General features: G+C 74.3%; 23 protein-coding genes and 2 pseudogenes. 9 read left to right on the forward strand and 16 right to left on the reverse strand.

The genetic code is table 11. The features are described from left to right. Nucleotides 1-104, forward strand: a pseudogene (locus tag PKE99_RS39100) (pentapeptide repeat-containing protein); the annotation flags it as partial. 224 nt (nucleotides 105-328) lie between these two features. On the opposite strand, the gene recA reads toward PKE99_RS39100, so the two are convergent. From recA to PKE99_RS29905, 4 genes are all read right to left on the reverse strand, one after another. Continuing rightward, nucleotides 329-1,378 carry a recombinase RecA gene (gene recA / locus PKE99_RS29890; protein WP_037052484.1) on the reverse strand — a complete coding sequence of 350 codons (1,050 nt, stop codon included), beginning with the start codon at nucleotides 1,376-1,378 and terminating at the stop codon, nucleotides 329-331. A 260-nt stretch (nucleotides 1,379-1,638) separates the two neighbouring features. Beyond that, entirely contained in the window at nucleotides 1,639-1,848 is a 210-nt protein-coding gene (locus PKE99_RS29895) for a DUF3046 domain-containing protein (RefSeq protein ID WP_037052487.1), read from the reverse strand. 60 nt (nucleotides 1,849-1,908) lie between these two features. Continuing rightward, nucleotides 1,909-2,694, reverse strand: a complete 786-nt coding sequence (locus PKE99_RS29900) for an ABC transporter permease (RefSeq protein ID WP_051738167.1) — start codon at nucleotides 2,692-2,694, stop codon at nucleotides 1,909-1,911. Further along, complete coding sequence (locus tag PKE99_RS29905) at nucleotides 2,691-3,635, reverse strand: daunorubicin resistance protein DrrA family ABC transporter ATP-binding protein (RefSeq protein ID WP_037052490.1); 945 nt, start codon at nucleotides 3,633-3,635, stop codon at nucleotides 2,691-2,693. The genes PKE99_RS29900 and PKE99_RS29905 overlap by 4 nt, the downstream gene beginning before the upstream one ends. A 42-nt stretch (nucleotides 3,636-3,677) precedes the next feature. Here PKE99_RS29905 and PKE99_RS29910 point away from each other — a divergent pair, with 42 nt between their 5' ends. After that, a complete protein-coding gene (locus PKE99_RS29910) occupies nucleotides 3,678-4,400 on the forward strand; it encodes a TetR/AcrR family transcriptional regulator (protein ID WP_037052492.1) in 723 nt (240 codons plus the stop codon). Between the two features lie 4 nt (nucleotides 4,401-4,404). Next, a complete protein-coding gene (locus tag PKE99_RS29915) occupies nucleotides 4,405-5,682 on the forward strand; it encodes a CoA transferase (RefSeq protein WP_051738168.1) in 1,278 nt (425 codons plus the stop codon). Between the two features lie 29 nt (nucleotides 5,683-5,711). Here PKE99_RS29915 and PKE99_RS29920 read toward each other — a convergent pair whose 3' ends face one another. Further along, on the reverse strand, nucleotides 5,712-6,302 hold the full coding sequence (locus tag PKE99_RS29920) for a TetR/AcrR family transcriptional regulator (RefSeq protein WP_063739874.1): 591 nt from the start codon (nucleotides 6,300-6,302) through the stop codon (nucleotides 5,712-5,714). A 40-nt stretch (nucleotides 6,303-6,342) separates the two neighbouring features. Here PKE99_RS29920 and PKE99_RS29925 point away from each other — a divergent pair. The 3 genes and pseudogenes from PKE99_RS29925 to PKE99_RS29935 all read left to right on the forward strand — a co-directional run. Further along, nucleotides 6,343-7,125 (forward strand): annotated as a pseudogene (locus PKE99_RS29925) (DMT family transporter); the annotation flags it as partial. Nucleotides 7,126-7,231: 106 nt separating this feature from the next. Then, nucleotides 7,232-12,160, forward strand: a complete 4,929-nt coding sequence (locus tag PKE99_RS29930) for an ATP-dependent helicase (protein ID WP_081924669.1) — start codon at nucleotides 7,232-7,234, stop codon at nucleotides 12,158-12,160. Between the two features lie 136 nt (nucleotides 12,161-12,296). After that, nucleotides 12,297-13,256, forward strand: a complete 960-nt coding sequence (locus PKE99_RS29935; protein WP_037052591.1) for an alpha/beta hydrolase — start codon at nucleotides 12,297-12,299, stop codon at nucleotides 13,254-13,256. A gap of 105 nt (nucleotides 13,257-13,361) precedes the next feature. On the opposite strand, the gene PKE99_RS29940 is transcribed toward PKE99_RS29935, so the two are convergent. From PKE99_RS29940 to PKE99_RS29950, 3 genes are read right to left on the reverse strand one after another with little or no spacing between them, the layout of a single operon-like run. Further along, nucleotides 13,362-13,985, reverse strand: a complete 624-nt coding sequence (locus PKE99_RS29940) for a TetR/AcrR family transcriptional regulator (protein ID WP_051738170.1) — start codon at nucleotides 13,983-13,985, stop codon at nucleotides 13,362-13,364. 13 nt (nucleotides 13,986-13,998) lie between these two features. Next, on the reverse strand, nucleotides 13,999-15,528 hold the full coding sequence (locus PKE99_RS29945) for a class I adenylate-forming enzyme family protein (protein WP_037052504.1): 1,530 nt from the start codon (nucleotides 15,526-15,528) through the stop codon (nucleotides 13,999-14,001). Further along, entirely contained in the window at nucleotides 15,525-16,163 is a 639-nt protein-coding gene (locus tag PKE99_RS29950; RefSeq protein WP_037052506.1) for a nitroreductase family protein, read from the reverse strand. The genes PKE99_RS29945 and PKE99_RS29950 overlap by 4 nt, the downstream gene beginning before the upstream one ends. Nucleotides 16,164-16,301: 138 nt before the next feature. On the opposite strand from PKE99_RS29950, the gene PKE99_RS29955 reads away from it, so the two are divergent. Then, nucleotides 16,302-18,242 carry a flavin-containing monooxygenase gene (locus tag PKE99_RS29955; RefSeq protein WP_051738171.1) on the forward strand — a complete coding sequence of 647 codons (1,941 nt, stop codon included), beginning with the start codon at nucleotides 16,302-16,304 and terminating at the stop codon, nucleotides 18,240-18,242. Here PKE99_RS29955 and PKE99_RS29960 read toward each other — a convergent pair. From PKE99_RS29960 to PKE99_RS29975, 4 genes are all read right to left on the reverse strand, one after another. Beyond that, nucleotides 18,179-19,402 (reverse strand): L,D-transpeptidase, encoded by a 1,224-nt coding sequence (locus tag PKE99_RS29960; RefSeq protein WP_081924670.1) that lies wholly within the window; start codon nucleotides 19,400-19,402, stop codon nucleotides 18,179-18,181. The two genes, PKE99_RS29955 and PKE99_RS29960, sit on opposite strands and share 64 nt — an antisense overlap. A 115-nt stretch (nucleotides 19,403-19,517) precedes the next feature. Continuing rightward, complete coding sequence (locus PKE99_RS29965) at nucleotides 19,518-19,967, reverse strand: hypothetical protein (protein WP_037052508.1); 450 nt, start codon at nucleotides 19,965-19,967, stop codon at nucleotides 19,518-19,520. Nucleotides 19,968-19,977: 10 nt separating this feature from the next. Further along, nucleotides 19,978-20,904 (reverse strand): membrane protein insertase YidC, encoded by a 927-nt coding sequence (gene yidC, locus PKE99_RS29970; protein WP_037052510.1) that lies wholly within the window; start codon nucleotides 20,902-20,904, stop codon nucleotides 19,978-19,980. 78 nt (nucleotides 20,905-20,982) lie between these two features. Then, nucleotides 20,983-21,285 carry a DUF6412 domain-containing protein gene (locus PKE99_RS29975; RefSeq protein ID WP_037052511.1) on the reverse strand — a complete coding sequence of 101 codons (303 nt, stop codon included), beginning with the start codon at nucleotides 21,283-21,285 and terminating at the stop codon, nucleotides 20,983-20,985. Nucleotides 21,286-21,363: 78 nt separating this feature from the next. On the opposite strand from PKE99_RS29975, the gene PKE99_RS29980 reads away from it, so the two are divergent. Continuing rightward, nucleotides 21,364-22,197 (forward strand): DNA-formamidopyrimidine glycosylase family protein, encoded by an 834-nt coding sequence (locus PKE99_RS29980; protein WP_037052513.1) that lies wholly within the window; start codon nucleotides 21,364-21,366, stop codon nucleotides 22,195-22,197. An 86-nt stretch (nucleotides 22,198-22,283) separates the two neighbouring features. On the opposite strand, the gene PKE99_RS29985 is transcribed toward PKE99_RS29980, so the two are convergent. The 4 genes from PKE99_RS29985 to rimO all read right to left on the reverse strand — a co-directional run bounded on the left by PKE99_RS29985 (nucleotide 22,284) and on the right by rimO (nucleotide 26,034). After that, nucleotides 22,284-23,099, reverse strand: coding sequence for a PspA/IM30 family protein (locus tag PKE99_RS29985; protein ID WP_037052515.1), 816 nt, complete (start codon nucleotides 23,097-23,099; stop codon nucleotides 22,284-22,286). A gap of 292 nt (nucleotides 23,100-23,391) precedes the next feature. Then, a complete protein-coding gene (locus PKE99_RS29990) occupies nucleotides 23,392-23,766 on the reverse strand; it encodes a helix-turn-helix domain-containing protein (protein ID WP_037052518.1) in 375 nt (124 codons plus the stop codon). Between the two features lie 131 nt (nucleotides 23,767-23,897). Then, nucleotides 23,898-24,533 carry a CDP-diacylglycerol--glycerol-3-phosphate 3-phosphatidyltransferase gene (gene pgsA, locus PKE99_RS29995; protein ID WP_037052520.1) on the reverse strand — a complete coding sequence of 212 codons (636 nt, stop codon included), beginning with the start codon at nucleotides 24,531-24,533 and terminating at the stop codon, nucleotides 23,898-23,900. Between the two features lie 25 nt (nucleotides 24,534-24,558). Then, a complete protein-coding gene (gene rimO / locus PKE99_RS30000) occupies nucleotides 24,559-26,034 on the reverse strand; it encodes a 30S ribosomal protein S12 methylthiotransferase RimO (protein WP_037052522.1) in 1,476 nt (491 codons plus the stop codon). Between the two features lie 46 nt (nucleotides 26,035-26,080). Between rimO and PKE99_RS30005 the strand changes: the two genes are divergently transcribed. Continuing rightward, on the forward strand, nucleotides 26,081-26,578 hold the full coding sequence (locus PKE99_RS30005) for an amino-acid N-acetyltransferase (protein WP_037052523.1): 498 nt from the start codon (nucleotides 26,081-26,083) through the stop codon (nucleotides 26,576-26,578). Nucleotides 26,579-26,589: the final 11 nt, after the last annotated feature.

Raw genomic sequence — 26,589 nt, forward strand, 5'->3', positions numbered from 1 at the left:
GGGGCACTCGGTTCAGGGGCACTCGGTTCAGGGGCACTCGGTTCAGGGGCACTCGGTTCAGGGGCACTCGGTTCAGGGGCACTCGGTTCAGGGGCACTCGGTTCAGGGGCACCCGGCTCGGCATCGCCCCGACCGGCCACGAGGTCCGCGGACGTCAGCCGGTCCTCGGCCGCCGGGCTCCGGGACTCCGCCGGGTCGAGATCGTCGAACGAGACGACCGGGACCGTCTCCCGCGGGGCCGGCTCGAGCTCGTCGGACGACATCCGGCGGCGAGCCGGCCGCAGGGGACGGAGCGGTCGACCCCCGTCCTCGCCGGAGGTCGCCACGGTCAGAAGTCGACGGGCGCGGGCAGCGGCTCGACCTGCTCGGCGTCGGCGTCGAGCACCGCGCCGATCCCGAGCTTCTCCTTGATCCGCTTCTCGATCTCCGCGGCGATGTCGGGGTTCTCCTTGAGGAACTTGCGGGCGTTCTCCTTGCCCTGCCCCATCTGGTCGCCCTCGTACGTGTACCAGGCGCCGGACTTGCGGATGATCCCCTGCTCGACGCCCACGTCGATCAGCGAGCCCTCGCGGCTGATGCCGACGCCGTACAGCACGTCGAACTCCGCCTGCTTGAACGGCGGGGCCACCTTGTTCTTCACGACCTTGACCCGGGTCCGGCTGCCGACCATGTCGGTGCCGTCCTTCAGGGTCTCGATGCGCCGGATGTCCAGGCGGACGGAGGCGTAAAACTTGAGCGCCTTGCCACCGGTCGTGGTCTCAGGGGACCCGAACATCACGCCGATCTTCTCGCGCAGCTGGTTGATGAAGATCGCGGTGGTGCCGGACGTGCTCAGCGCACCGGTGATCTTGCGCAACGCCTGGCTCATGAGGCGGGCCTGCAGGCCGACGTGGCTGTCGCCCATCTCGCCCTCGATCTCGGCGCGCGGCACGAGCGCGGCCACCGAGTCGATGACGATGACGTCCAGCGCGCCGGAACGGATCAGCATGTCCGCGATCTCCAGCGCCTGCTCGCCGGTGTCCGGCTGCGAGACCAGCAGCTCGTCCGTGTTCACGCCGAGCGCCTTGGCGTACTCCGGGTCGAGCGCGTGCTCCGCGTCGATGAACGCGGCGATGCCGCCGGCGGCCTGCGCGTTGGCCACCGCGTGCAGCGCGACGGTGGTCTTACCGCTGGACTCCGGGCCGTAGATCTCCACGACCCGGCCGCGCGGGAGGCCGCCGACGCCGAGCGCGACGTCGAGCGCGATCGACCCGGTAGGGATCACGCCGATCGGCGGACGCGTGTCGTCCCCCAGGCGCATCACCGAACCCTTGCCGTGGTTCTTCTCGATCTGGGCGAGGGCGAGCTGGAGCGCCTTCTCGCGGTCGGGAGTGCTCATCTGACTACCTCGCTCGGTGCGGGACGGGCCTGTGTTCGCTGTGTTCGACGACTTCCGGGGAGCCACGGGGAGAACCGTATTGGGTCCCACCGACAGTTCCGGTACTCGCGCCCCCGCTGTGGACAACCGGGGCCGGGTGTGGACGCCACGGTATACGAACACGTGTTCGAGGCCGAGACCGACACGCCGATCGGCTACCCTGCCGCGCCGAGCGGCGCGCCCCCCGCCCGACCCGGCCGGGAGGGGCGCGCGGAGGTCGGTCAGTCGTCCCGGCCCAGCCTGCGGTCCTCCGGCACGTCGTAGGCCTCGCAGATCACCTGCCACACCTGCTTGGGGTCGATCCCCGCCTCGATGGCCTGCTCGGCGCTGCGGCCGCCGAGCTCGGCGAACACGTGGTCGCGCGCCAGCGAGCCCGCCCGCATCTCGCCGAACTCGTCGTGCATCAGGGTCCGGAACTGGCTCATTCGCACCCGGCCGAGGGTAGTCACGCGCCCGCGCGACGGCGCCTCACGCGCCCGCGCGGCCGTGACTCACGCGCCCGCGCGACGGCGGAACAGCGCACCGCACGCCAGCACCCCGAGCAGGCCCAGCCCGCCCCACCAGGCCACCGCCAGCAGCGGGGACGTCCCCACCGGCGCGTCCAGCAGCAGCCCGCGGACCGCGTCGATCAGCGGCGTGACCGGCTGGTGCTCGGCGAACCCGCGCAGCACCGCGGGCATGGTCTCCGGCGGCACGAACCCGCTCGAGACGTACGGCAGGAACAGCAGCACGAAGGACGACGCACCCGCCGCCTCCGGGCTCGCGACCAGCAGCCCGAACGCCGCCGACAGTGCCGACACCCCGGCCATGAGCAGCGCCAGCAGCCCCGCGACGACCAGCCAGTCGAGCGGCGACGCGGCCGGCCGGAAGCCGAGCAGCAGCGCCACACCGACGACCACCGCCGTCGACACCAGGTTGCGGGCCACGCTCGCGAGGACGTGCCCCACCAGGACGGCGGACCCGAGGACCGGCAGCGAGCGGACCCGGTCGACCACGCCCGTCGTCATGTCCTGGTTGACCCCGACGGCCGTCTGCGCCGAGCCGTGCGCCGCGCAGAGCACGATCACCCCCGGCACCACGAAGGTCAGGTAGTCCGTGCCGCTCGCGCCCGTGGACATCGCGCCGCCGAACACGTACACGAACACCAGGAGGATCAGCACCGGCAGCACCACCGCGACGATCATCGCGTCGATGCTGCGGACCGAGTGCCGCAGCGAGCGGCCGAGGAAGGTGCCGACGTCGAGCAGCGGGCCGGGGGCGGCGGAGTAGGCGGTCATGCCGGCACCGTCCCGGGGTTCGTCCCGGTGAGGGTGAGGAAGACGTCGTCGAGCGTCGGCCGGTGCACGGCCACCCGCACGACCGGGACGCCCGCCATCGTCTCCAGCAGCTCCCGCACCCCGGCGGCCGTGCCGTCCGTCGGGACATGCACCGACAGCGCCCCGGCGTCCGCCCGGACGGCGTATCCCCGCAGGTCGGCGACGGTCATCGCGCTGTCGAGCGCGGCCGCGTCCGGTAGCACGAGCTGGACGGTCTCCCCGCCGACCAGCGACTTGAGCTCGTCGGCCGTGCCCTCGGCGGCGATCCGGCCACCGGCGAGCACCGCCACCCGGTCGGCCAGCCGGTCCGCCTCCTCGAGGTACTGCGTGGTCAGCAGCACGGTGACGCCCGACGCGGCCAGCTCGGCGACCGAGTCCCAGACGTCCCGGCGGCTGCGCGGGTCGAGCCCGGTGGTCGGCTCGTCGAGGAACAGCACCTCCGGCTCGTCGACCAGCCCGAGGGCGATGTCGAGCCGCCGGGCCATGCCGCCGGAGTAGTTGGAGACGCGCCGGTCGGCCGCCTCCACCAGGTCGAACCGCTCCAGCAGGGCGGTCGCCCGCTCGCGCGCGGCCGCCTTCGTGAGGTGCCGCAGCCGGCCCATCATCACGAGGTTCTCCCGCCCCGTGAGCACCTCGTCGACCGTGGCGTGCTGGCCGGTGAGGCTGATCGCCCGGCGGACCGCCACGGGATCGGTCCGCACGTCCCGCCCGGCGACCCGCACACGTCCGGCGTCGGGCCGCAGCAACGTGGAGAGGATCTTCACGGTGGTGGTCTTGCCCGCGCCGTTCGGGCCGAGCAGCGCCGCGACGCTCCCCCGCGCGACGTGCAGGTCGATCCCGTCCAGTACGGACTTCGTCCCGAAGGACTTCCGGAGGCCCTCGACCTCGACGGTGTATGCCATACACACCGTTTATGCCGTAAACATCGCTTAGGATCAAGCCCGATGGACGCGCTGTCGCCGCTGGAGGCGGTCTGGAAGGCCGGGCCCGGCACCGTGGGCCGGGAGGGGCTCTCGCTCGCCCGGATCGTGGCCGCGGCGGTCGAGATCGCCGACGCCCAGGGTCTCGACGCCGTGTCGATGAGCCGCGTCGCGAAGACCCTCGGCTTCACGCCGATGTCCCTCTACCGGCACGTGGGCAGCAAGGAGGAGCTGCTCCTGCACATGCAGGACGTCGCCGTCGGGCCGCCGCCCGCGGAGCTCGACCCCGCCCCGGACGCGGGCTGGCGGGAGTGCGTGGAGCGCTGGGCCTGGGCGACGGTGCACCGCATGCGCGCCCACCCGTGGATCCTGAAGACCGTGCCGATGCTGGGCCCGCCGGCCACGCCGAACCAGCTGACCTGGCTGGAGTACGGGCTGCGCGCGCTGCGCGCCACGCCGCTCGCCGAACCGGAGAAGCTCTACGTGATCCTGATGCTCAACGCGCACACCTTCGGCGACCTGACCTTCCACGAGGCCGAGACGGCGAACACCCCGGAGGCGGCCTACGAGACGCTCTTCACCCGGTTCCTCGACCCCGCGCGCTTCCCCGCCCTGCTCGAGGCGTTCGCGAAGGGCGCGTTCGCGGAGGGCCCGGACCCGGCCGAGGACCGCGACGCCCAGTTCCGGTTCGGGCTGGACCGGATCCTCGACGGCGTCGCACGGCTGATCGGGGACCGGGCAGGATGACGTCGTGATCGAGCAGGTCTGGGCCGCGCTCGGCGGCGACCCCGCGGAGCTCCCCCGGCTCGCCACGACCGGGCCCGTACCGACGCTGAGCAGCCGGTTCCCCGTGACCGAGTTCGGCACGGCGACGATCGGGGCGGCCCTGCTCGCCGCCACGGCGGACACGGGCCGGCCCGTCGGGATCGACACCCGGCAGGCCGCCGTCGCGCTGCGCAGCGAGCGGTACCTGCGGCGGGACGGGGCGAGTCCCGGCAACCCGTTCGACCCCCTGTCCGCCTTCCACCCGACCGCCGACGGCTGGCTGCGGCTGCACGCGAACTACGCCTGGCACGCGGCCGCGGCCCGGCGGGTCCTGGACCTGGCCCCCGCGGCCGGTCTCGAGGAGGTGCGGGCCGCGATCGCCGGCTGGCGCAAGGTCGAGCTGGAGACCGCGCTGCTCGAGGCGGGCGGGGTCGCCGCGGCCACCCGGACCGAGGAGGAGTGGGCCGCCACCGAGGCCGGGCGGGCCGCCCGGGCGCTGCCCCTGGTGGAGCGACGCGTGCTGGGCGAGGCGCCGCCACGCCCGGCCCGCCGGGTCCGGGTGCTCGACCTGACGCGCGTGATCGCGGGCCCGGTCGCCACGCGCGTCCTCGCCGCGCACGGTGCGGACGTGCTGCGCCTCGACCCGCCGCACCGCCCGGAGATGCCCGCGCAGGCCTGGGACACGCTGCCCGGCAAGCGGTCGGCGATCGCCGAGCTGCCGGCGGAGGACCTGCTCGCCGGCGCCGACGTCGTCGTGACGGGGTACCGGCCGGGATCGCTGGACCGCTTCGGGCTGGCCCCCGAGGAGCTGGCCGCGCGGCATCCCGGGCTCGTCGTCGTCACCTTGTCGGCGTGGGGGCACACGGGCCCGTGGGCAGGTCGACGGGGGTTCGACAGCCTCGTGCAGTCCGCCTGCGGCATCGGCGTCACCGAGGGGAGCCCCACCGCTCCGGGCGCCCTGCCCGCCCAGGTCCTCGACCACGCCACGGGCTACCTCGGCGCGGCCGGGGCCCTGCTGGCGCTCGCCGCCCAACGGCGGTCGGGCGGGACCCACCACGTCCGGCTCGCGCTCGCCGGGACGGCGGCGTTCCTGCAGGCCCTGCCCCGCACCGAGCCGGGTGCCGCGGAGGTCGACCCCGCGCCCTACCTGGAGGAGCTCGGCCCGTTCACGCTCGCCTCACCCCCGGGCACGGTCGACGGCGAGCCGTTGCACTGGCCCTCGCCCGCGGACTACGGCGGCGCGCGGCCGGCGTGGCTACCCTGACCGGTATGTCCGATCCCACCGGCCTGTCGTCACCGGTCGGCCAGGCTGTGGTCGTGCTGATGCTCCTGGCCTCGCTCACCCTCCTGATCCGCTGGTGGGTACAGAACCGCAAGCGCTGACGCCCTGGCCCGGGCGGGCGCGTCGGGGTCCCCGCCGGCCGTCGCGAGCACCGTGGCCCCCTCGTACAGCAGGTGCAGCGCGGCACCGACCGCCTCCGGGTGCCCCTCCTCCCGCGCGCGGTCGACCAGGTACGCCCGCATCCACTCCTTCTCCGCGCGGATCACCGGCTCGGCCGGGTGCCCGGTCCCGCCGATCTCCGCGTAGGCGTTGACGAAGGCGCAGCCGCGGTCCTGCTCGCGCAACCACAGCGCCAGGACGTCGAACACGTCCTCCACCGGCCGCCCGCGCATGTGCTCGTGCAGGAACTCCTGCCACACGCCGGTGCGGCGCTCGAGGTAGAGCGCGACCAGCGCGTCCTTGGAACCGAAGCGGTCGTAGAGCGTCTTCTTCGTGGTGCCGGCGGTCTCGGCGATCAGGTCGACGCCCACGGCCCTGATGCCGTGCCGGTAGAACAGCGCGGAGGCCGCCGCGATCAGCTTCTCGCCCGCAGGGGTGCTCATACACTGCGAGTATACCGACCGGTGTGGTTACTTCGGAACCATGAGACGAGACGCGGTCGTGGGCGCGGCGTTCGTGCTGTTCTGGAGCTCCGGGTTCGTCGGGGCCGAGCTGGGGACCGGCTACACCGGGGCGGACACGTTGCTGGCGTGGCGGTACGTGATCGCGGCGGCGGTGTTGTGGCTGGTGGTCGCCGTACGCCGCAGCCCGGTCCCGCGCGGGGCGCCCGCCCGCCAGGTCCTGCTCGGGACCCTCACCCAGGTCCTCTACCTCGGCGGCGTGGTGACGGGCGTGGGGCTCGGGGTGCCGGCGGGGACCGCGGCACTGGTGGCGGCGCTGCAGCCGCTGGTCGTCGCGACGGCGGCCGGCCGGTTCCTCGGCGAGCGCACGACCGCCCGGCAACGGGCCGGGCTGGCGGCCGGGCTGGCCGGGGTCGCGCTGGTGGTGGCGGGCGACCTGGGCCCGGGCACGGCCCCCGCCTGGGCCTTCCTGCTGCCGGTCGGCGGGATGCTGGCGCTGTCGGCCGGGACGGTGCTGGAGCGCCGGATGCGGCCGCCGGAGAGCCCGCTCACCGCGATGGCGCTGCAGTCGACCACGGGCGCGGTCCTGTTCACCGCCGTCGCCGCCCTGGCCGGGCAGCTCCAGCCGCCCGCCGAACCGGGCTTCTGGGGCGCGGTGGCGTGGGTGGTGGTGCTGTCCTCCTTCGGCGGCTACGGCACCTACCTGGTGGTCCTGCGTCGCAGCGGGGCGACCCGGGTGTCCGCGCTGCTCTACCTGACCCCGCCGACGACGATGCTCTGGACCTTCCTGATGTTCGGCGAGGTCCCGGTCCTGCTCGCCGTCCCCGGCATCGCCCTGTGCGCGGTCGGTGTGTGGCTCGTGCTCAGCCGGCGGGGATCTGCACGACGCGAAACTGTCGGTGCCCGGGCGCATGATGGGGACCGTGAGCTCGCTGGACGGTTTCTCCCCCGCCACCCGGGACTGGTTCCGGGGCGCCTTCGCCGCGCCCACGGCCGCCCAGGAGGGCGCGTGGAGCGCTGCCCAGGCCGGGCGGAACGCGCTGGTCGTGGCGCCGACCGGATCGGGTAAGACCCTCGCCGCGTTCCTCTGGGCGCTGGACCGGCTGGCGTCGGAGGCGGTGCCCGAGGAGCGCACCCGGCGGTGCCGGGTGCTGTACGTGTCCCCGCTCAAGGCCCTGGCGGTCGACGTGCAGCGCAACCTGCGCGCCCCGCTCACGGGCATGCGGCAGGAGGCGCAGCGGCGCGGCGATCCGGTCCCGGACATCACGGTCGGCATGCGCACCGGGGACACCCCGGCGGACGAGCGGCGCCAGTTCGCGCGCACCCCGCCGGACGTGCTGGTCACCACCCCCGAGTCGCTCTTCCTGCTGCTCACCTCGGCGGCGCGCGAGTCGCTGCGCGGGGTGGAGACCGTGATCCTCGACGAGGTGCACGCGGTGGCCGCGACCAAACGCGGCGCGCACCTGGCCCTGTCCCTCGAGCGGCTCGACGAGCTGCTCGAGAAGCCCGCCCAGCGGATCGGCCTGTCCGCCACCGTGCGCCCGCTCGACGAGGTGTCGACCTTCCTGTCCGGTGCCCGGCCGGTCGAGGTGGTCCAGCCGAGGACCCCGAAGACGATCGAGGTCCGGGTCGAGGTCCCGGTGCCGGACCTCGCCGCGCTCGACGAGCGGCCGGCCCCGGGCAGCGCGGACGAGGAGGTCATCGGGTCCGCGGCCGGCGGCGCCCAGCGGCCCTCGATCTGGCCCGCGGTGGAGAAGCGGCTGCTCGACCTGGTGCGCGCGCACCGCTCGACCATCGTGTTCGCCAACTCGCGGCGGCTGGCCGAGCGGCTCACGGCGAAGCTCAACGAGCTGGCCGTCGAGGAGGCCGGGGAGGCCGTCGAGCTCGACCGCTTCCCCGCCGAGGCGATCGGCGAGTCCGGGGTGGGCGGCGGCGCACCGCCGGTGGTGGCCAAGGCGCACCACGGGTCGATGTCCCGCGAGCAGCGCACGCTCGTGGAGGAGGAGCTCAAGAGCGGGCGGCTGCCGTGCGTGGTCGCGACCTCGAGCCTCGAGCTGGGCATCGACATGGGCGCGGTGGACCTGGTCGTGCAGGTGGAGGCGCCGCCGAGCGTGGCGTCCGGGCTGCAGCGCGTCGGCCGCGCCGGGCACCAGGTCGGCGCGGTGTCGCAGGGCGTGGTGTTCCCGAAGTTCCGCGGCGACCTCGTCTCGTGCGCGGTCGTCGCCGAGCGGATGACCGGCGGGGCGATCGAGTCCATGCGCTACCCGCGCAACCCGCTCGACGTGCTGGCCCAGCAGGTCGTCGCCATGGTCGCGATGGACCCCTGGAAGCTCGACGAGCTGGCCGCCGTCGTCCGCCGGGCCGCGCCCTTCGCCGCCCTGCCGGACTCGGCGCTGCACTCGGTCCTGGACATGCTGGCCGGGCGCTACCCCTCCGAGGAGTTCGGCGAGCTGCGGGCCCGGATCACCTGGGACCGGGTCACCGACGAGCTGCGCGGCCGGCCCGGCGCGCAGCGCCTGGCGGTGACCTCCGGCGGCACGATCCCCGACCGCGGGCTGTTCACCGTCATGACGCCGGGCGGGGCCGACGGCGCGGGCTCGCGCGTCGGCGAGCTCGACGAGGAGATGGTCTACGAGTCCCGGGTGGGCGACACGTTCCTGCTCGGCACGTCGAGCTGGCGGGTCGAGGACATCACGCACGACCGCGTGATCGTCACGCCTGCGCCCGGCGAGCCCGCGCGCATGCCGTTCTGGAAGGGCGAGTCGATCGGGCGGCCGCTGGAGCTGGGCCGGGCGGTCGGGAAGTTCGTCCGCGAGATGGCCGGGCTGGCGGACGAGGAGGCCCGCACCCGGGCGGCCGCGGCCGGGCTGGACGAGTGGGCCACCGACAACCTGCTCTCCTACCTGCACGAGCAGCGCGAGGCCACGCGGCACGTGCCGAGCGACCGCACGATCCTGGTCGAGCGGTTCCGGGACGAGCTGGGCGACTGGCGACTCGTGGTCCACTCCCCCTTCGGTTCCCAGGTCAACGGGCCGTGGGCGCTCGCCATCGCGGCCCGGATGCGGGAGAAGCGCGGGGTCGAGGTGCACGCGGCCGGGGCGGACGACGGGATCGTGCTGCGCCTGCCCGCTCTGTACGACTCTGCAGGGCTCGACGACAGCGGCAGCGAAATTGTGCCCACCGCCGAGGACGTGCTGCTCGAGCCCGGCGAGGTCGAGCAGATCGTGGTGGCCGAGCTGGGCAACTCGTCGCTGTTCGCCTCGCGGTTCCGCGAGTGCGCGGCCCGGGCGCTGCTGCTCCCCCGCCGCGACCCGAAGCGGCGCAGCCCGCTGTGGCAGCAGCGGCAGCGTTCGGCGCAGCTGCTGGCCGTCGCGGGCAAGTTCGAGCAGTTCCCGATCACGCTCGAGGCGATGCGCGAGTGCGTGCAGGACGTCTACGACCTGCCGGGCCTGCGTGAGCTGATGTCCGACGTGGAGTCCCGCAAGGTCAAGGTGGTCGAGGTGGCCACCCCGCAGCCCTCGCCCTTCGCGCGCAGCCTGCTGTTCGGCTACATCGGCATGTTCCTGTACGAGATGGACGCACCGCTGGCCGAGCGTCGCGCCGCCGCCCTCTCGCTGGACTCCACACTGCTCGCCGAGCTGCTGGGATCCGAGGCGATCCGTGAGCTGCTCGATCCCGAGGTACTCGCCGAGGTCGAGGCGTCGCTGCAGCGCACGGCGCCGGACCGGCACGCGCGCGACGCGGAGGGCGCGGCCGACCTGCTGCGCTTCGTCGGCGACCTGTCCGAGGCGGACGGACGGGCCCGGGGTGTCGAGCCCGCGTGGTTCGCCGAGCTGGAGGCGCAGCGCCGGGCGATCCGGGTGCGCATCGCCGGCGAGGAGCGGTTCGTCGCGATCGAGGACGCGGGCCGCATCCGGGACGCGCTGGGCGCGCCGCTGCCCGTCGGCGTGCCGGAGACGTTCACCGAGCCGGTCCCGGACCCGCTCGGCGACCTCGTGCTGCGGTACGCGCGGACGCACGGCCCGTTCACCGCCGCGGAGTGCGCGTCCCGGTTCGGGCTCGGCGTCGCCGTGGTGGCCGGGGTGCTCGACCGGCTGACCGGGGTCGGGCGGCTGGTCCGCGGCGAGCTGCGCCCGCAGGCCGCGGGCGGCGGCGAGGGCTCGGTCGAGTACTGCGACGCCGAGGTCCTGCGCCGGCTGCGGCGCGCCTCGCTGGCGCGGCTGCGGGCCGAGGTCGAGCCGGTCGAGCAGCGCGCGCTGGGTCGTTTCCTGCCCGCGTGGCAGGGCGTGCGCACCCACGCCGACGGCGAGCGGCGCGGTCGCATGCGCCGTGCCCCCGGCGCGGAGGACGTGCTCGGCGTGGTCGAGCAGCTGGCCGGGGCCCCGCTGCCGGCGAGCGCACTGGAGTCGCTGATCCTGCCCGCGCGGCTGCCGGGCTACACCCCCGCCCTGCTCGACGAGCTCACCGCGGCCGGCGAGGTCACCTGGACCGGCTGCGGGCCGCTGGCCGGCAGCGACGGCTGGCTGGCCGTGGCCCCGGCCGACGTCGCGGACCTGCTGCTGCCCGAGCCCGAGCTCGAGGTCGCCGGCACGCCGCTGCACCGGGCGCTGCTCGCGGCGCTCGGGCTGCCCGATCTCGGCGAGCCGGCCGTCGGCGGCGGCGCCCTGTTCTTCCGCCAGCTCGCCGACCAGGCCGGTCGCACGCTCGTGGCGGAGGGCGAGGAGGCCCCGACCGACGACGCCACGGTCACCGCGATCTGGGACCTCGTCTGGGCGGGGCTGCTCACCAACGACACGCTGGGCCCGCTGCGGGCCCGGCTGGGCGGTGGCGGCCGGGGCTCCGGCGGCCGCGGCGGTCCCGCGCACCGGACCCGGCGCAGCGCCTCGCGCGGGCGGTACGCCCAGCTGCGCGCCGGCCGCCCGCAGATGCCGAGCCGCACGGGGCCGCCGTCGGTGGGCGGCAGGTGGGCGCTCGCGGTGGACCGCGAGCCGGATCCCACGCGTCGGGCACACGCGCGGGCCGAGGCGTTCCTCGAACGGCACGGCGTGCTGACCCGGGGTGCACTGGGCACCGAGCGGGTCACCGGCGGGTTCGCGGCGGTCTACAAGGTGCTGCGGGCGATGGAGGACTCCGGGCGGGTGCGGCGCGGGTACGTCGTCGAGGGTCTGGGGGCGGCGCAGTTCGCCGTGCCGGGGGCGATCGACCGGATCCGCGCCCTGTCCAGCCCGGACGGGAGCCCCGCGGCGAGCGGGTCGGCGGCGGGCGCCGCCGCGATCGGCGCCGCACCGGACCGGCGGCGGAGCAGTTTCGAGGACTTCTCCGCGGACAGCTCCGAGGGCTTCGCGGAGGAGGGCGGCCCCCACCCCGGCATCCCCCACCGCGACGGCCCCCACTCCGACGGGCCCCACCTCGACGGGCGGCACTTCGCCGGTGCAGGGCGGGCACCCCACGACGCAGGCGGCGGCTCGGGGTTGTCGCGGGTGGTGCTGGCGGCGGCCGACCCGGCCCAGCCGTACGGCGCGGCGCTGTCGTGGCCGGCGACCGTCGGCGACTCGAAGCACCGTCCCGGCCGCAAGGCGGGCGCGCTGGTGGTGCTGGTGGAGGGGGCGCCGGCGCTGTACGTCGAGCGCGGCGGCAAGTCCCTGCTGTCGTTCACCACGGAGTACGACGAGCTGTCCGCGGCCGCGCACGCGCTGGCCGGCGCGGTGCACGAGGGCTGGCTCGGCACGCTCGCGGTCGAGCGGGCCGACGGCGGCGGGGCCCTGGGCTCCGAGTTGGCCGAGGTGCTCACCGAGGCCGGCTTCCGCGTCACGCCGAAGGGCCTGCGCCTCCGGGCCTGAGGGGCGCCCGCGACCACGCGCCGGGTCCTCCCGGCCGTACCCGCACGAGCGATCGTTCAGGCTTCCGGCGGATGCAGGCGACCGCATCAGCGACGATGATCGGGTCACCGACTCCGATGCCGTGGGAGGCCCGACCGTGACGACCGTCGAGTACGACTTCGACCCCGAGCTCGCCGCCGCCATCCCGGTGCTGCCGGTCCTCGACGTCAGCGACCTGCCGGCCGCGCGTGCCGTGCTGACCGGTCTCCGCGCCCAGCTGCCCGCGCCGGACGAGACGGGCGTGACGGTGACCGAGGTCCTGGTTGCGGGACCCGAGGGTGCGCCCGACGTGCCGCTGCGGATCTACCGGCCCGACGAGCCCGCGGGCCCGGCGGGCATCTTCGACGTGCACGGCGGCGGCTTCATCCTGGGCGACCTCGACGGCAGCCACGCCGGCAACATCGCGATCGCCCGGGACGTCGGCGCGGTGCTGGTCACCGTCGACTACCGGCTCGCGCCCGAGCACCCCTTCCCGGCCGGCCTCGAGGACTGCTACGCCGGGCTGGTCTGGTTCGCCGAGCACGCCGAGGAGTTCGGCGTCGACCCCGACCGGATCGCGATCCACGGGATCAGCGCGGGCGGCGGGCTGTGCGCCGCGCTCGCGATGCTTGCCCGGGACCGCGGCGGCCCGGCGATCGCCTTCCAGTACCTGGGTGTCCCCGAGGTCGACGACCGGCTGGAGACGCCGAGCATGCGCGCCTTCACCGACACCCCGATCTGGAACCGGCCCAACGCCGTCGTGAGCTGGGACTCCTACCTCGGCGAGGGCGTCCGCGGCACCGACGCGGTGTCGCCGTACGCGGCTCCGGCCCGCGCGGCCGACCTGAGCGGCCTGCCCCCGGCCTACGTCTCGGTGATGGCCTTCGACCCGCTGCGCGACGAGGGCATCGCCTACGCGCTGGCCCTGCAGACGGCCGGCGTCCCGGTGGAGCTGCACCTGTTCCCGGGGACCTTCCACGGCTCGTCGCTCATCGAGGACGCCACGATCTCGAAGCGGGAGGCCGCCGAGCGGGTCGCGGTGCTCCGGCAGGCCCTGGAGCTGCCCCGGCTCGACTGATCCCACCCGGGATCAGGGACACCGGTCCGCGGCCGGGGGTACCGGCCGCGGACCGGCCGCGCCGGGCGGGAGGGGGCCGGCCCGGCGCGCGCTGGGGCGTCGGGGCTAGTCGAGTGCCCCGCGCGCCCCGAGCATCCGCCCCACGACGAGCTCGACGTAGCCCTCGACGACATCGTCGAGGGAGAGGCCGCGGTCGTCGCGGAACCAGCCGCTGAAACCGTTGAGCATGTCGAGCACCCCGAACGTGGCGAGCTGGGCGTCGGGCACGGTGAACTCGCCGGATCGCATGCCCGCGGTGATCACGTCCCGGACCCGCCGCTGGTAGTAGCGGCGGTGCCCGTCGATCTCCGCGCGGTGCTCCGGGCTCAGGGACGCCATCTCGTGCAGCCCGACGAGGTGCTCGACCCGCCGCCGGTACAGGTGCCGCAGGTGCGCCCGGACCAGCATGGCCGTCCGGCGCGCGGGCGTGCCCGCGGCGTCGAGCAGGGGCAGGTTCTCCTCGCACGGCTCGCGCGTGACGGTCAGGCAGACCGCGTAGAGGATCTCCTCCTTGGCCGCGAAGTGGTGGTAGAGGCTGGCCCCGCGGATGCCGACGGCGTCGGCGATGTCCCGCATCCCGACGTGGGCGTACCCGCGGTCGGCGAAGGTCCGCGCCGCGGTGGTCACGATCTCCTCGCGGCGCAGCCGGGTCCGCGCCGTGCGGGACGACGCCAGGGGCTCCTGCGTCACGCCGTCACACCCCTCACACGGGCACCGTCCGCAGCTTCCGCTTGAGGATCTTGCCCTGCGGGTCGACGGGCAGCTCGGCCACCACGTGCACCGCCTTGGGCACCTTGTAGCCGGCCATCCGCTCCTTGCAGAAGGCGATCACCTCGTCCGGGTCGACGGCCACGCCCTCCTGCGGGATCAGGAACGCGGTGACGGCCTCGGACCAGTACTCGTCCGGCTTGCCGACGACCGCCGCCCGCAGCACGCCGGGGTGCTCGTGCAGCACCCGCTCGACCTCCTGCGACGACACGTTCATCCCGCCGGACTTGATCACGTCCTTGAGCCGGTCGCGGAAGAAGAGGTTGCCCGCGGCGTCGACCCGCACCATGTCGCCGGTGTGCACCCAGCCGTCGACCATGACCTCGGCGGTCCGCGCGGGGTCGCGGTGGTAGCCGAGCATGACCGACGGCGTGCGGCAGAGCAGCTCGCCGACCTCGGCGTCGTTCCCCTCGGCGTCGACGACCCGGACCTCCAGGTGCGAGACCGGGGTGCCGATCCAGGTCGGGTCGTGGTCCGGGACGTCGTCGAGCGTCCGGAACCAGCCCACGGTGCCCAGCTGGGACAGCTCCGACTGGCCCCAGTACGTCCCCCACACGACGCCGGGTGCGGCCGCGGCCCACGCGGAGATCGCGTGCGGGGCGACCTGGCCGCCGTAGGTCATGCACCGCCGGACGGCACCGACGGCGTCGGCGCCGAACCCGGCCTGACCGGCGAGGGCGAGGTAGAAGGTGGGGGTCTGCGCGATCACCGTGACGCGCTCGCGGGCGATGATCTCCAGCGAGCGGGCCGGGTCGGTGGTCGCGGGCAGCACCAGCGTGGCGCCCATGAGCGTCAGCGTGGTCATCGAGCCGAGCCCGGCGATCGTGTGGAAGGGCATCACGAACAGCCAGGTGTCGTCCGGCCCGGTGCGCAGGCCCCAGCTCCACGCCGGGGCCGTCGAGATCAGGTAGTTGCGGTGCGGGATCAGCACACCCTTGGGCGTGGCCTCGGTGCCCGAGGTGTAGACGAGCATCGCGACGTCGTGCTCGTCGACCTCGGCCCCGGGCTCGGTGTCCTCCGCGGGCAGCTCGGTGCCGTACCCGACCAGCGCCGTCCCGGCGGGCAACACGCTCCCGACCAGCTCGGCGAAGGCCGGCGCGGCCAGCACGACCCGGGGCTCGGCGTGCCCGAGCTGGTGCGCGACCTCCGGGGCGCGGTGCAGCGGGTTGATCCCGGTGAACGCCGCGCCGAGCTTGAGCGCACCGTAGTACGCGGCCACGACGTCGACGGAGTTGGGCGCCATCGACGCGACGACGTCCCCGCGGCCGACCCCGAGCCCGCGCAGCAGGTGCGCATACCGGTTCGCCCGGCGGTCCAGCTCGGCGTAGGTGGTCTCGGACCGGGCCCCGTCCGCGGTGTACCCGACGACGGCGACCGCCGCGGGCCGGGTGCGGGCGTGCCGCCGCAGCTGGTCGCCGATCGTGGCGCGGGCCAGCGGGCGGGTGTACTGGTCGGCGAGGCTCATGCGAACAGCGGGGAGCCGTAGGTGTCGGCGAAGACGGTGTCCTCGACCGGTCCGCGGCTGAGCTTGCGGGGGAAGCCCTTGGCCGGGTAGCCGATCGCGACGTGCGCAGCGGTGATGATCCCGTCCGGGATGTCGAGCAGCTTGCGCACCTCCGGCTCGGAGTGGCAGAGCAGCGTGGTGACGGCCGACGCCACGCCCTGGTCGCGCAGCGCCAGGCAGAAGTTCTGCATGGTCGGGTAGATCGACGCGCCGCCGACCACGGACAGCCGGCCGAGCTCGTGGTCGGTCGGGTGCAGCCCGTCGAGCTCGGCGCAGACCACCACGATCGCGGGGGCGTCGGCGAGGTGCTCGGCGAAGTGGTCGGCGTCGGCGACGGCCTTGGGCACGGCCCCGACGCGGACGTCGCCGATCCCGACCCCGGCCAGGTAGGCCTTCCACGGGGGCAGGTAGAGGTCGGCGAGCGCGCGCTTGCGCTCCGAGTCGCGGACCACGACCCAGCGCAGCGGCTGCCGGTTGCCGCCCTGCGGACCGAAGCGGGCGGCGTCGAACGCGCGGTGGAGCACCTCGTCGGACACGGGGTCCGGGGTGAAGTACCGGCAGGTGCCGGTCGTGCGCATCGCCTCGGTCAGCTCCATCGCTGTCTCCCTGTCCGCGGTTAGGTGTCGGTGGGGAGCATGGAGTGGTCCTCGACACCCGTCAAGGCCCTCTTTGCCGCGCGATCTTCCCCATCCGCCTAACCGCGGTTAGGCTTTCGCTGACGAGGAGGTCCGCCGATGGGGTTCGTGCCGTTCGCGCCGGAGCGCGCGCCGATCGACCGTGCCGCGCTGGTCGCGGCCCTGGAGGAGGCGAACCTCCCGTCGCTGGTCGCGGTGCTGTACCAGCTGACCGGCGACCGGCGCTGGCTCGCCGACCCCTACCGCCCCACCCGCAGCCGCGGGATGGAGGACAACGACCCGGGCGGCTTCCCGCCGGAGATCCGGGCCGAGATCCGGGCCGCCGCCGCCGACGCCGTGTGCGCGTGGGCCGACGGGGCGCCGGTCGCGGTGCCCGCGCCGACCGGCGAGACGCTCGCCGGGATCATGAGCGTGGCCGTCGGCGAGGACGTGCCGCTCGAGTACGCCGAGATGACCGCCGAGGACATGGGCTTCGCCCCGGTCGCGGTGCGCCGGGCCCCGGAGGGCGCCCCGCGGGCGATCGTGATCGGCGCCGGCGTGTCCGGGATGCTCGCGTCGATCCGGCTCGCCGAGGCCGGGATCGACCACGTCGTCCTGGAGAAGAACGCCGACGTCGGCGGCACCTGGCTGGAGAACGCCTACCCCGGCGCGGGCGTCGACACCCCCAGCCACCTGTACTCGTACTCCTTCGCGCCGCGCGACTGGACCACCCACTTCGGCAAGCGCGACGAGGTGTGGGAGTATCTGCGCGCCGTCGCCGACCGGCACGACCTGCGCGAGCGGATCCGCTTCGGCACCGAGGTCGTGGCCGCGACCTGGGCGGACGGGCGCTGGACGGTCCGGACGACGACCGGTGAGGAGCTCACCGCCGAGGTCGTGATCACCGCGACCGGCCAGCTCAACCGGCCGAAGATCCCGCCGATCCCCGGCCTGGACCGCTTCCGCGGCCCGCTCTTCCACACCGCCGAGTGGCCCGCCGACCTCGACCTGACCGGGAAGCGGGTCGTGGTGATCGGCACGGGCGCGAGCGCGATGCAGGTCGTGCCCGCCGTCGCCGAGCGGGTGGCGCACCTGACCGTCTTCCAGCGCTCGCCGCAGTGGGTCGCGCCCAACGAGGTCTACTTCTCCCCCGTCCCCGGGGGCGCCCGGTACCTCGTGGAGAACGTGCCCTTCTACCGGCTGTGGTACCGCACCCGGCTCGCGTGGAACACCAACGACCGGGTGCACCCCGGGCTGCAGAAGGACCCGGCGTGGGAGCACCCCGAGCGCTCGGTGAACGCCCTCAACGACGGCCATCGCCGCGTGTTCACCCGGTACCTGGAGGCCGAGCTCGCGGGCCGGCCCGATCTCGTCGCGAAGGCGCTGCCGGACTACCCCCCCTTCGGCAAGCGGATGCTGCTGGACAACGGCTGGTTCGCGGCGCTGCGGCGGGAGGACGTCACCCTGCTCACCGAGGCCGTGGCGGAGGTGACGGAGACCGGGGTCCGCGGCGCCGACGGGACCGAGGTCGAGGCCGACGTGGTGGTGCTCGCGACGGGCTTCCACACGCACCGGGTGCTGTGGCCGATCGAGGTCCGCGGCCGCTCCGGCCGCCGGATCGACGAGGTCTGGGGCCCGGAGGACGCGCACGCTCACCTGGGCATCACCGTGCCGGACTTCCCGAACCTGTTCCTGACCTGCGGCCCGGGCACCGTCCTCGGGCACGGCGGCAGCTACATCACCATCGCCGAGTGCCAGGTCCGCTACATCGTGGACCTGCTGGTCACGATGGCCGAGCGGGGCATCGGCACGGTCGAGGTGCGGCCGGAGGTGGAGGCGGACTACGTGCGGCGCCACGACGAGGCGCACGAGGCCATGATCTGGACCCACCCCGGCATGCGGAACTGGTACCGCAACGCCGCCGGGCGCGTGGTCTCCGCGCTGCCCTGGCGGATCGTCGACTACTGGCGGATGACGCGCGAGCCCGACCTGCGGGACTACAGGGCCGAGCCGGCCTTCCAGTCCGCCCAGCTCAGCTCCCAGTCCCCGTACGTGTCGTAGACCGGCAGCGGCGGGCCGCCCGAGTTGGTGATCTCGACGACGTCGCCGATGCCGAAGTGGTCGAAGAACCACTGGGCGTCGGCCGGCGCGAGGTTGACACAGCCGTGCGACACGTTGGAGCTGCCCTGCTGCCCGACGGACCACGGTGCGGAGTGGACGAACTCGCCGTCGTTGGAGATCCGCTCGTCGAGGTCGACCTTCTCCCGGTAGTAGCCGGGCTGGCCCTGGCAGACACCGTAGGTGCAGGAGTCCATGATGATGGACGGCTGCTTGTCCGAGATGACGTGCGGGCCGGTGTGCGACGGGAAGCCGGGCGAGCCGAGGCTGATGTTCATCGTCTTGACCAGCTGGCCGTTGTCGAAGATCTGCATCTGCTCGGTGGCGCCGTCGGCCTTGGCGACCCAGCTGTCGTGCACCTTCACCGTCATGGTGCGGTCGGTGGAGCCGTAGGTGCCGGCGCCGAGGTCCACGCCGTAGAGGTCGGCCTTGACGCTCAGCGTGGTGCCCGGCTTCCAGTACTGCTGCGGCCGGTAGTGCACCTCGGTGTCCGAGATCCAGTACCAGCTGCCGGCCTGTACGGGGCTGGAGGTCACCGTGAGCGCCTTCTCGGCGGCCGCGCGGTCCGTGATCGCGTGGTCGAACCGCACCACGATCGGCTGTCCGATGCCGACCGTCGGCACCGAGTTCGGCGCCGGGATGAACGACGGGTAGGCCTCGGCCTTCGGGGCGACGGTCGCGACGGTGCCGTCGGTGTGGCCGGGCGCCTGGTCGCGGTCGAGCGTGTCGACGGCCACGGCGTAGGTGGCCGAGTAGGCGAGGTCGCCGGTGGAGGTCCAGGTGTGGCCGTCCGGCGCGAGGGTCCCGTCGACGGCCTTGCCGGTCGCCGTGTTCGTGACGTGCACGGCCTGCGCGGTGCCGTCCGCGACGCTCACGGTGATCGGCTGGGTGGGGTTCAGCGGCGTGCCCTGATCCGGCGTGATGTGGACGACGGGGGCGGGCGCGGCGTCGACCGTCGGCAGCCCGGCGAGGGGGGCGAGCGCGTCCGCCCCGAACGCGCCGGCCGCGGCGCTCGGGTGGCTGCCCACGAGGACCCCCAGACCGAGCACGACCACGGTCGCGACCCCCAGCGCGGTGGAGCCCCACCGTCGCGTCACCTTCATCCGCACCGTCCTCCGCCGTCGACCGCGGAACATTCTGGCGACGTGAGCACGACCACCCGGCAGCGGTACGCGAACGTCCCGATCGGGCGTTTTCGCAGGTGACGAAGCGGACAGATCACCGGCCCACGGCGGCGACGAGGGCCCGGAGCGCCTCCTGCATCGAGGCCAGGTCGGGCCCGCACGCCGACGCCGGCCCGGGCGGGGCGCCGACGGGGATGCACTGGTCCTGGGTGAACCGGTTGACCGCTCCGTCGACGGCGTCGGCCGCCTTCGTCAGTGCCTGCGGCGAGGCCACCTCGCGCGCCTCGGCGCGCGCGGCGGGCACCACGTTCTGCACCTCGCGGACGAACCGCGCACAGTCCGGGTAGATCTGCTCGGCCGGTCTCGTGGCGCACTCGTCGAGGGAGATCGAGGCGAGCTTGGTCCGCAGGGCGGGGAGGGTGAGGCTGGGTGCGCCGTCGCCGCCCGAGCTCGCCGCGTGGGTGCTCGACTCGCCGCACCCCGCGAGCGCGGCGAGGGCCACGGCCACCACGGCCGCCAGGCGGGCGGTTCGGAACGTGCTCACCCCTCCGACCCTAGGCGCCCCGCCGGGCCCGGGCCGCCGTCGCCCCAGTTCTGCGGATCGGCTTCTGCCCCGGGCGCGGGGCGACGGCCGGGGTGCGGACGGGTGCACGGACCGGGGCCGGCGGTTGCTCGCGCTCGACGATCCGGCCGATCACGTGCTGCTGCCCGAGCGTCCAGGCGTTGCTGGTCAGCCAGTAGACGAGGATCGCGATCGGGAACGGGAAGAACAGGCCGCCGACGATCGCGCCGAGCGGGAAGAGCCACGGGGTCAGCCTCATGACGCCGGTGATCTGGGCCGTCTGCGGGTCGGTCGCCGGCTGCTGCTGCCGCAGGGACCGCCGCGCGGTGACGTGCGTCGCGACGGCCGCGAGCAGCATCAGCGGCACCGCGACGGCGACCACCGAGATCCGGTCGACGGGCGCGCCGAACGAGTCCAGCAGGCCCTGCGGCATCGAGACGTAGGCGGAGAGCGGCGCCCCGAACAGCCGGGCCTCGAGGAAGGACCGCACCTCGTCCGGGCCGAAGACGTAGTTCGCGATCGCGGCGTTCTGGTCGAACGTCAGGCCGGGCCGGTTGAAGTAGCGCAGCACGTGCAGCAGCGCGACGAACACCGGGATCTGCACGAGCACCGGCAGGAACGAGCCGAGCGGCGAGACGCCGTGCTCGCGGTGCAGCTTCATCGTCTCCTCCGCGAGCTTCTGCTTGTCACGGCCGTGCCGCGTCCTGAGCTCGGCCAGCTGCGGGGCGATCCGGCGCATGCGCTGGGCGGAGCGCATCTGGCTCAGCACCGGCCTGATCATCAGCGCGCGCAGGGTCAGGACCAGGAACACCACGGACAGGGCCCACGCCACGCCGCTGCTCGGGCCCAGGACCAGGCCGAACGCCTGGTGCCAGAACCACATGACGGCGGACACGGGGTAGTAGAGGAAGTCGAGCACGGTGCACCTCCACCTCCCGGAGCGGGAGGGAGTCGGGTTCTCGGGACAGGCGAGAGCCCGGCGGCGCGACGTGGGGAACTACACCGCCGGGAGGAGACCCGACGGCGCGCGTGCGCGCGTGCGACCCGGCGCGTCCGGGTCGAGCTGGCGGAGGACCCGCGAGCGGGAGGCGCGGCGGTGCCGGTGCCGGCGGACCGCCGCGGAGCCGCAGGCGGAGGTCGCCCGCAGGACGGCCGACGCGTGCCGCGCCAGCCCGATCGCCCAGAGCGCGGCACCGACGACGCCGAGCAGCACGCTCGGCTCGGCCGCCACCAGGGCCCACCCGGTGAGGAGCAGCCCGAGCAGCAGCAGCCCGCTGCGCCTGCCCGCTCCCCCTGTCACGGGTCCATGGTGGCACAGCGAGCACCCCTCCCGCCGCGACCGAGCGCGCCGGCGGGGCCGCGGCGGTAGCGTCGGGGGGTGCCCGAGGGCGACACCGTCCACCTGGCCGGGAAGCGCCTGAACGGGGCGCTTACCGGGCACGTCCTGCTGCGCGGGGAGATCCGGCACCCCCGGCTCGCGGGCGTCGACCTGGTGGGGCTCGGGGTCGTCGGCGTCGCGTCGGTGGGCAAGCACCTGTTCACGCGGTTCGACGACGGCCGCAGCCTGCACAGCCACTTCCGCATGGACGGCGCGTGGCACCTCTACCGCCCCGGCATGCGGTGGCGGCGGCCCGGCTACGAGGCCCGCGCGGTGCTGGAGGTGCCGGAGCGGGTGGCCGTGGGGTTCGCGCTGCACGACCTCGAGCTGCTGCCGACCGCGGAGGAGTCCCGGCTCGTCGGGCACCTCGGCCCCGACCTGCTCGACCCGACCTGGGGACCGGAGCAGGAGGCCGAGGCGCTTCGCCGGCTCACCGCCCGCGCCGACCACGAGCTGGGCCTGGCGCTGCTGGAGCAGCGGGTCATGGCCGGCGTCGGCAACCTCTACAAGACCGAGATCTGCTTCCTGCTCGGGCTCTCGCCGTGGACGCTCGTGCGGGACACCCCGGACCTGCCCGGCGTCGTCGCGCTGGCCCGCAAGCTCCTTCTGGCGAATGCCGACCGGCCCGAGCAGACCACCACGGGCTCGCTGCTGCCCGCCGAGGCGCACTGGGTCTTCGAGCGCGGCGGCCGGCCCTGCCGCCGCTGCGGCACCCGCATCCGGGTCGCCGAGCAGGGCGACGGCGTGTACGCCCGGGTCGCCTACTGGTGCCCGCGCTGCCAGCCCGGCCCGGCCCCGCGGCCGGCCCGCACCCGTCGCCCGCTCCGGCGCTGAGAAACGGACGCAGAGAAACGACGGACGCCGAGAACGACGGACGCCGCCCCTCCCGGGCGGGAGGGGCGGCGTCCGATCGGGAACCGTCAGGCGGTGCCGGGCTGCTGCTGCCCTTGCGGGGTGCTCTGCGGGGCCGCCGGGATCTGCTGGGTCGGCTTCTCCTCCGACCCGGAGATCGGGGTGCCGGCCATCGACGCGCGGATCTGCTCCAGCCGGTTGGCGCCCGCCATGTCGACGGTCGCCTGCTGCACCTCGAGCATCCGGCCCTGGACCGAGTTCTGCGCCAGCTCCGCCGAGCCGATCGCGTTGGCGTAGCGCCGCTCGATCTTGTCCCGAACCTCCTCCAGCGACGGCGTGTTGCCCGGCGCCGAGAGCTCGGTCATCTGCCGCAGCGAGGCCGCGGCCTGCTCCTGCATCTTCGCCTGCTCGAGCTGGCTGAGCAGCTTCGTGCGCTCGGCGATCTTCTGCTGCAGCATCATCGAGTTGCGCTCCACGGCCTGCTTGGCCTGCGCGGCGGCGCCGATCGACTGGTCGTGCAGCGTCTTGAGGTCCTCGACCGACTGCTCGGCCGTGACCAGCTGGGTGGCCGTGGCCTGCGCGGCCTGCTCGTACTGCTGCGCCTTCTGCTCGTCGCCCTGGGCCCGCGCCTGGTCGGCGAGGACCAGCGCCTGGCGCGCCGACGCCTGCAGCTTCTCGATCTCCCCCAGCTGCCGGTTGAGCTTCATCTCCAGCTGGCGCTGGTTGCCGATGACGGCCGCCGCCTGCTGCGAGAGCGCCTGGTGCTGGCGCTGTGCGTCCTCGATGGCCTGCTGGATCTGCACCTTCGGGTCCGCGTACTCGTCGACCTTCGACGAGAACAGGGCCATCAGGTACTTCCAGGCCTTCGTGAAACCGTTGGCCATCTGCTCCGCCTACCTCCGAGTGCGAACCGGGTACCGCCTCCACCGAGCGGCCCGCGTGTGTCCCCCCGCGACCGCCGAGCGGTGCTCTTGCGCCCATCGTGGCATCGCCACGGCCTCGGGTGCCACCGCGTGCGGACGATATCGGGGATCGTCCGGAGGCCGCCCTCGGGGCGACCCGGGTCCCAGGCTACCGGGCCCGGGCGGCGCAGTACGGGGAGATCGGACGAACCGGACAGCAGTGGGCGCACTCCACCCACAGGCGGATCTCAGGCGGCCGGGAACCCGGGCCGGATCAGGCCGCGGAGGCGACCGGGGCGCCGGGGCGGTTGCCGCCGAGCGGGGCGCCGGTGCGCACGGGGGCCAGGCGCAGGTCGGTGTGCCGCTGCCCGATCGGGACCAGGGTCTCGTTGCGGCCGACGAACTCCAGCTGCTCGTCCCGCGTCATCTCGCTGATGACCTCGGCGAGCAGGTCCGGCAGCGCGACGTCGAGCGCCTCGCAGATCGACGCCAGCAGCTCGCTCGAGGGCTCCTTGCGACCGCGCTCGACCTCCGAGAGGTAGCCGAGGCTGACCCGGGCGGCGCGGGAGACGTCGCGCAGGGTGCGCTTCCGCAGGGTGCGGGCACGCCGAAGGCTGCCACCGATCGCCTCACGCAGCAGCAGAGCCATGCGCCCACCCTCCTCGTCGGACCCGAGCAACCCCGGCCGGGGGACGGGGTGCTCCCACCGTACCGAGTCCGGGCCGCCCGCGTCGCCGCAGCGCGGCGCCCGACACGTCCGCCGTGGGCGAACAGCGGCGCTCAGGCGCGGCGCAGCGCCGCCCGGGCCGCGGCGCGCAGCCGGACCGCGCGCACCACGTAGTCCAGGCCGGTCACCACGGTGAGCACGATCGCCACCGCCATCAGTGTCCACCGGACGATCTCGACCGCACCGGCCGCCGAGGGCAGCAGGAGCGTCAGCGGCAGCACGTAGACGCCGATCGCGAAGGTCTGGACGAGCGTCTTCAGCTTCCCGCCCTTGCTCGCCGGGATCACCCCGTGCCGGATCACCCAGAAGCGCAGCAGCGTCACGCCGATCTCGCGACCCATGATCACGACGGTGACCCACCAGGGCAGCAGTCCCAGCACCGACAGCCCCACCAGGGCCGCGCCCATCAGCGCCTTGTCGGCGATCGGGTCGGCGATCTTGCCGAACGAGGTGACCAGCCCCCGCTTGCGCGCGATCTCGCCGTCGAACCGGTCGGTGATCGCGGCGACGGCGAACAGCAGGGCCGCGACGAGCCGCCAGGCCAGGTCCGTTCCGTCGAGGTGCAGCAGGGCGAGCAGGAAGAAGGGGACGAGCAGCAGCCGGACGCCGGTGAGCACGTTGGCGAGGTTCAGCAGCGGGACCGCGTTCTCCGGCGAGGCGACGGGCTCCTCGGCCGGGACCGCGCTCATCGCGCTCCCCCGCCGCCCGCGGCGCTCATCCCGCCGTTCCCACGGTGACGAGGCCGGCGGCCGCCGGGACCACGACCTCGCGGGCCTCGACGACGAGGTCCGCCCCCTCGGAGTCGACCACCTCGGCCCGCACGAACGCGCCCACCTCGAGGGGCTCGCCGTCGAGCTCGCCGGAGACGAACACACACTCGCCGTCGACCTCGGGGGCCTGGTGCGCGGCACGCCCGGTGGCGTCCTCGGTCTCCGACTCCGCCGTCTCCACCAGCACGACGACCTCGGTGCCGATCCGCTCCTCGGCCCGCTGCGTCATCAGCTCGTCGACCAGCGCGGAGATCCGCTCGACGCGCGCGGCGACCTCCGCCGGGTCGACCTTGCCGTCGTAGCCGGCCGCCTCGGTGCCCTCCTCGTCCGAGTAGCCGAACACGCCGACGGCATCGAGCCGGGCACCCGTCAGGAAGGCCTCCAGCTCGGCGAGGTCCTCCTCGGTCTCCCCGGGGAACCCGACGATCACGTTGCTGCGGATGCCCGCCTCCGGAGCGACGGCGCGGATGCGCGCGCAGAGGTCGAGGAAGTCGGTGCGGGAGCCGAAGCGGCGCATCCGCCGCAGGACCGGGTTCGACGCGTGCTGGAAGGACAGGTCGAAGTAGGGCGCGACCCCCTCGGTGGCCGCGACGACCTGCAGCAGGTCGGGGCGGGTCTCGGCGGGCTGCAGATAGCTGACCCGCACGCGCTCGATCCCGGGGATCGCGGCGAGCCGGGGCAGCAGGTCGACCAGCGCGCGAGTGCCGCCGGGGAGGTCCTTCCCGTACGACGTCGAGTTCTCGCTGACCAGCACGAGCTCCCGTACCCCGTCCCGGGCGAGCCATGCGGCCTCCGCGAGCACCTCGTCCGGGTGGCGCGACACGAACGAGCCGCGGAAGGACGGGATGGCGCAGAACGCGCAGCGGCGGTCGCAGCCCGAGGCCAGCTTGAGGCTCGCGACAGGGCCCGTGCTCAGCCGGCGGCGCGCGATGTCGGGGACCCAGGCGTGGCCCGGGATCGCGACGTCGACGCTCGCCTCCGGGCGCTGCACCGGCGAGATCGGGAGCAGGGTGCGCCGGTCGACGGGCACGTGCGGCGTGGGGGTGTGCCCCGCGACCACGTCCCCCAGGCGCTCGGCGAGGTCCGGGTAGGCGTCGAAGCCCAGCACGGCGTCGGCCTCGGGGAGGCTGTCGGCCAGCTCCTTGCCGTACCGCTCGGCCATGCAGCCGACCGCAACCACCTTGGCGCCGCGGCCCTTCGCCACGTCCGACGCCGAGAGCAGCGTGTCGATCGAGTCCTTCTTGGCCTGTTCGACGAAACCGCACGTGTTCACCACGATCACGTCCGCCTCGTCGGCCTCGGCCAGCTCCCAGCCGCTACCGGCCAGCCGGCCGGCGAGCTCCTCGGAGTCGACCTCGTTGCGGGCGCAGCCCAGTGTCAGCAGGGCGGCCCGGCGGGGCGCGGCGTCTCGGGAACTCACGAGTCACAGGGTAGACGGCAGCTCGCATGATCTACGCTCCACCGCCATGGCAGCGGTGGCCGTCCGGCGGGCGCGCACCGCCGATGTGACGACGATCAAGTCCCTCGTGGACAACTACGCGGGCAAGGTGCTGCTCGCCAAGGAGATCGTCACCCTCTACGAAGCGGTGCAGGAGTTCCTGGTCGCGGAGATCGACGGCGAGGTCGTCGGGTGCGGCGCGTTGCACGTGCTGTGGGAGGACCTCGGCGAGATCCGCACGGTCGCGGTGCACCCCAAGGTGCTCGGCCGCGGGGCGGGGCACGCGATCGTGTCGGCGCTCATCGACGGGGCCCGTGAGCTGGGGCTCAAGCGCCTCTTCGTGCTCACCTTCGAGCGGCACTTCTTCGCCCGGCACGGGTTCGCCGAGATCGACGGCACCCCCGTGTCGCAGGAGGTGTTCAACGCGATGCTGCGCTCCTACGACGCCGGCGTGGCGGAGTTCCTCGATCTCGCCCACGTCAAGCCCAACACCCTCGGCAACGTCCGCATGATGCTCACCCTCTGACCCCGCGAGCC

This window comes from Pseudonocardia halophobica, from assembly GCF_027922425.1.
GTDB lineage: Bacteria > Actinomycetota > Actinomycetes > Mycobacteriales > Pseudonocardiaceae > Pseudonocardia > Pseudonocardia halophobica.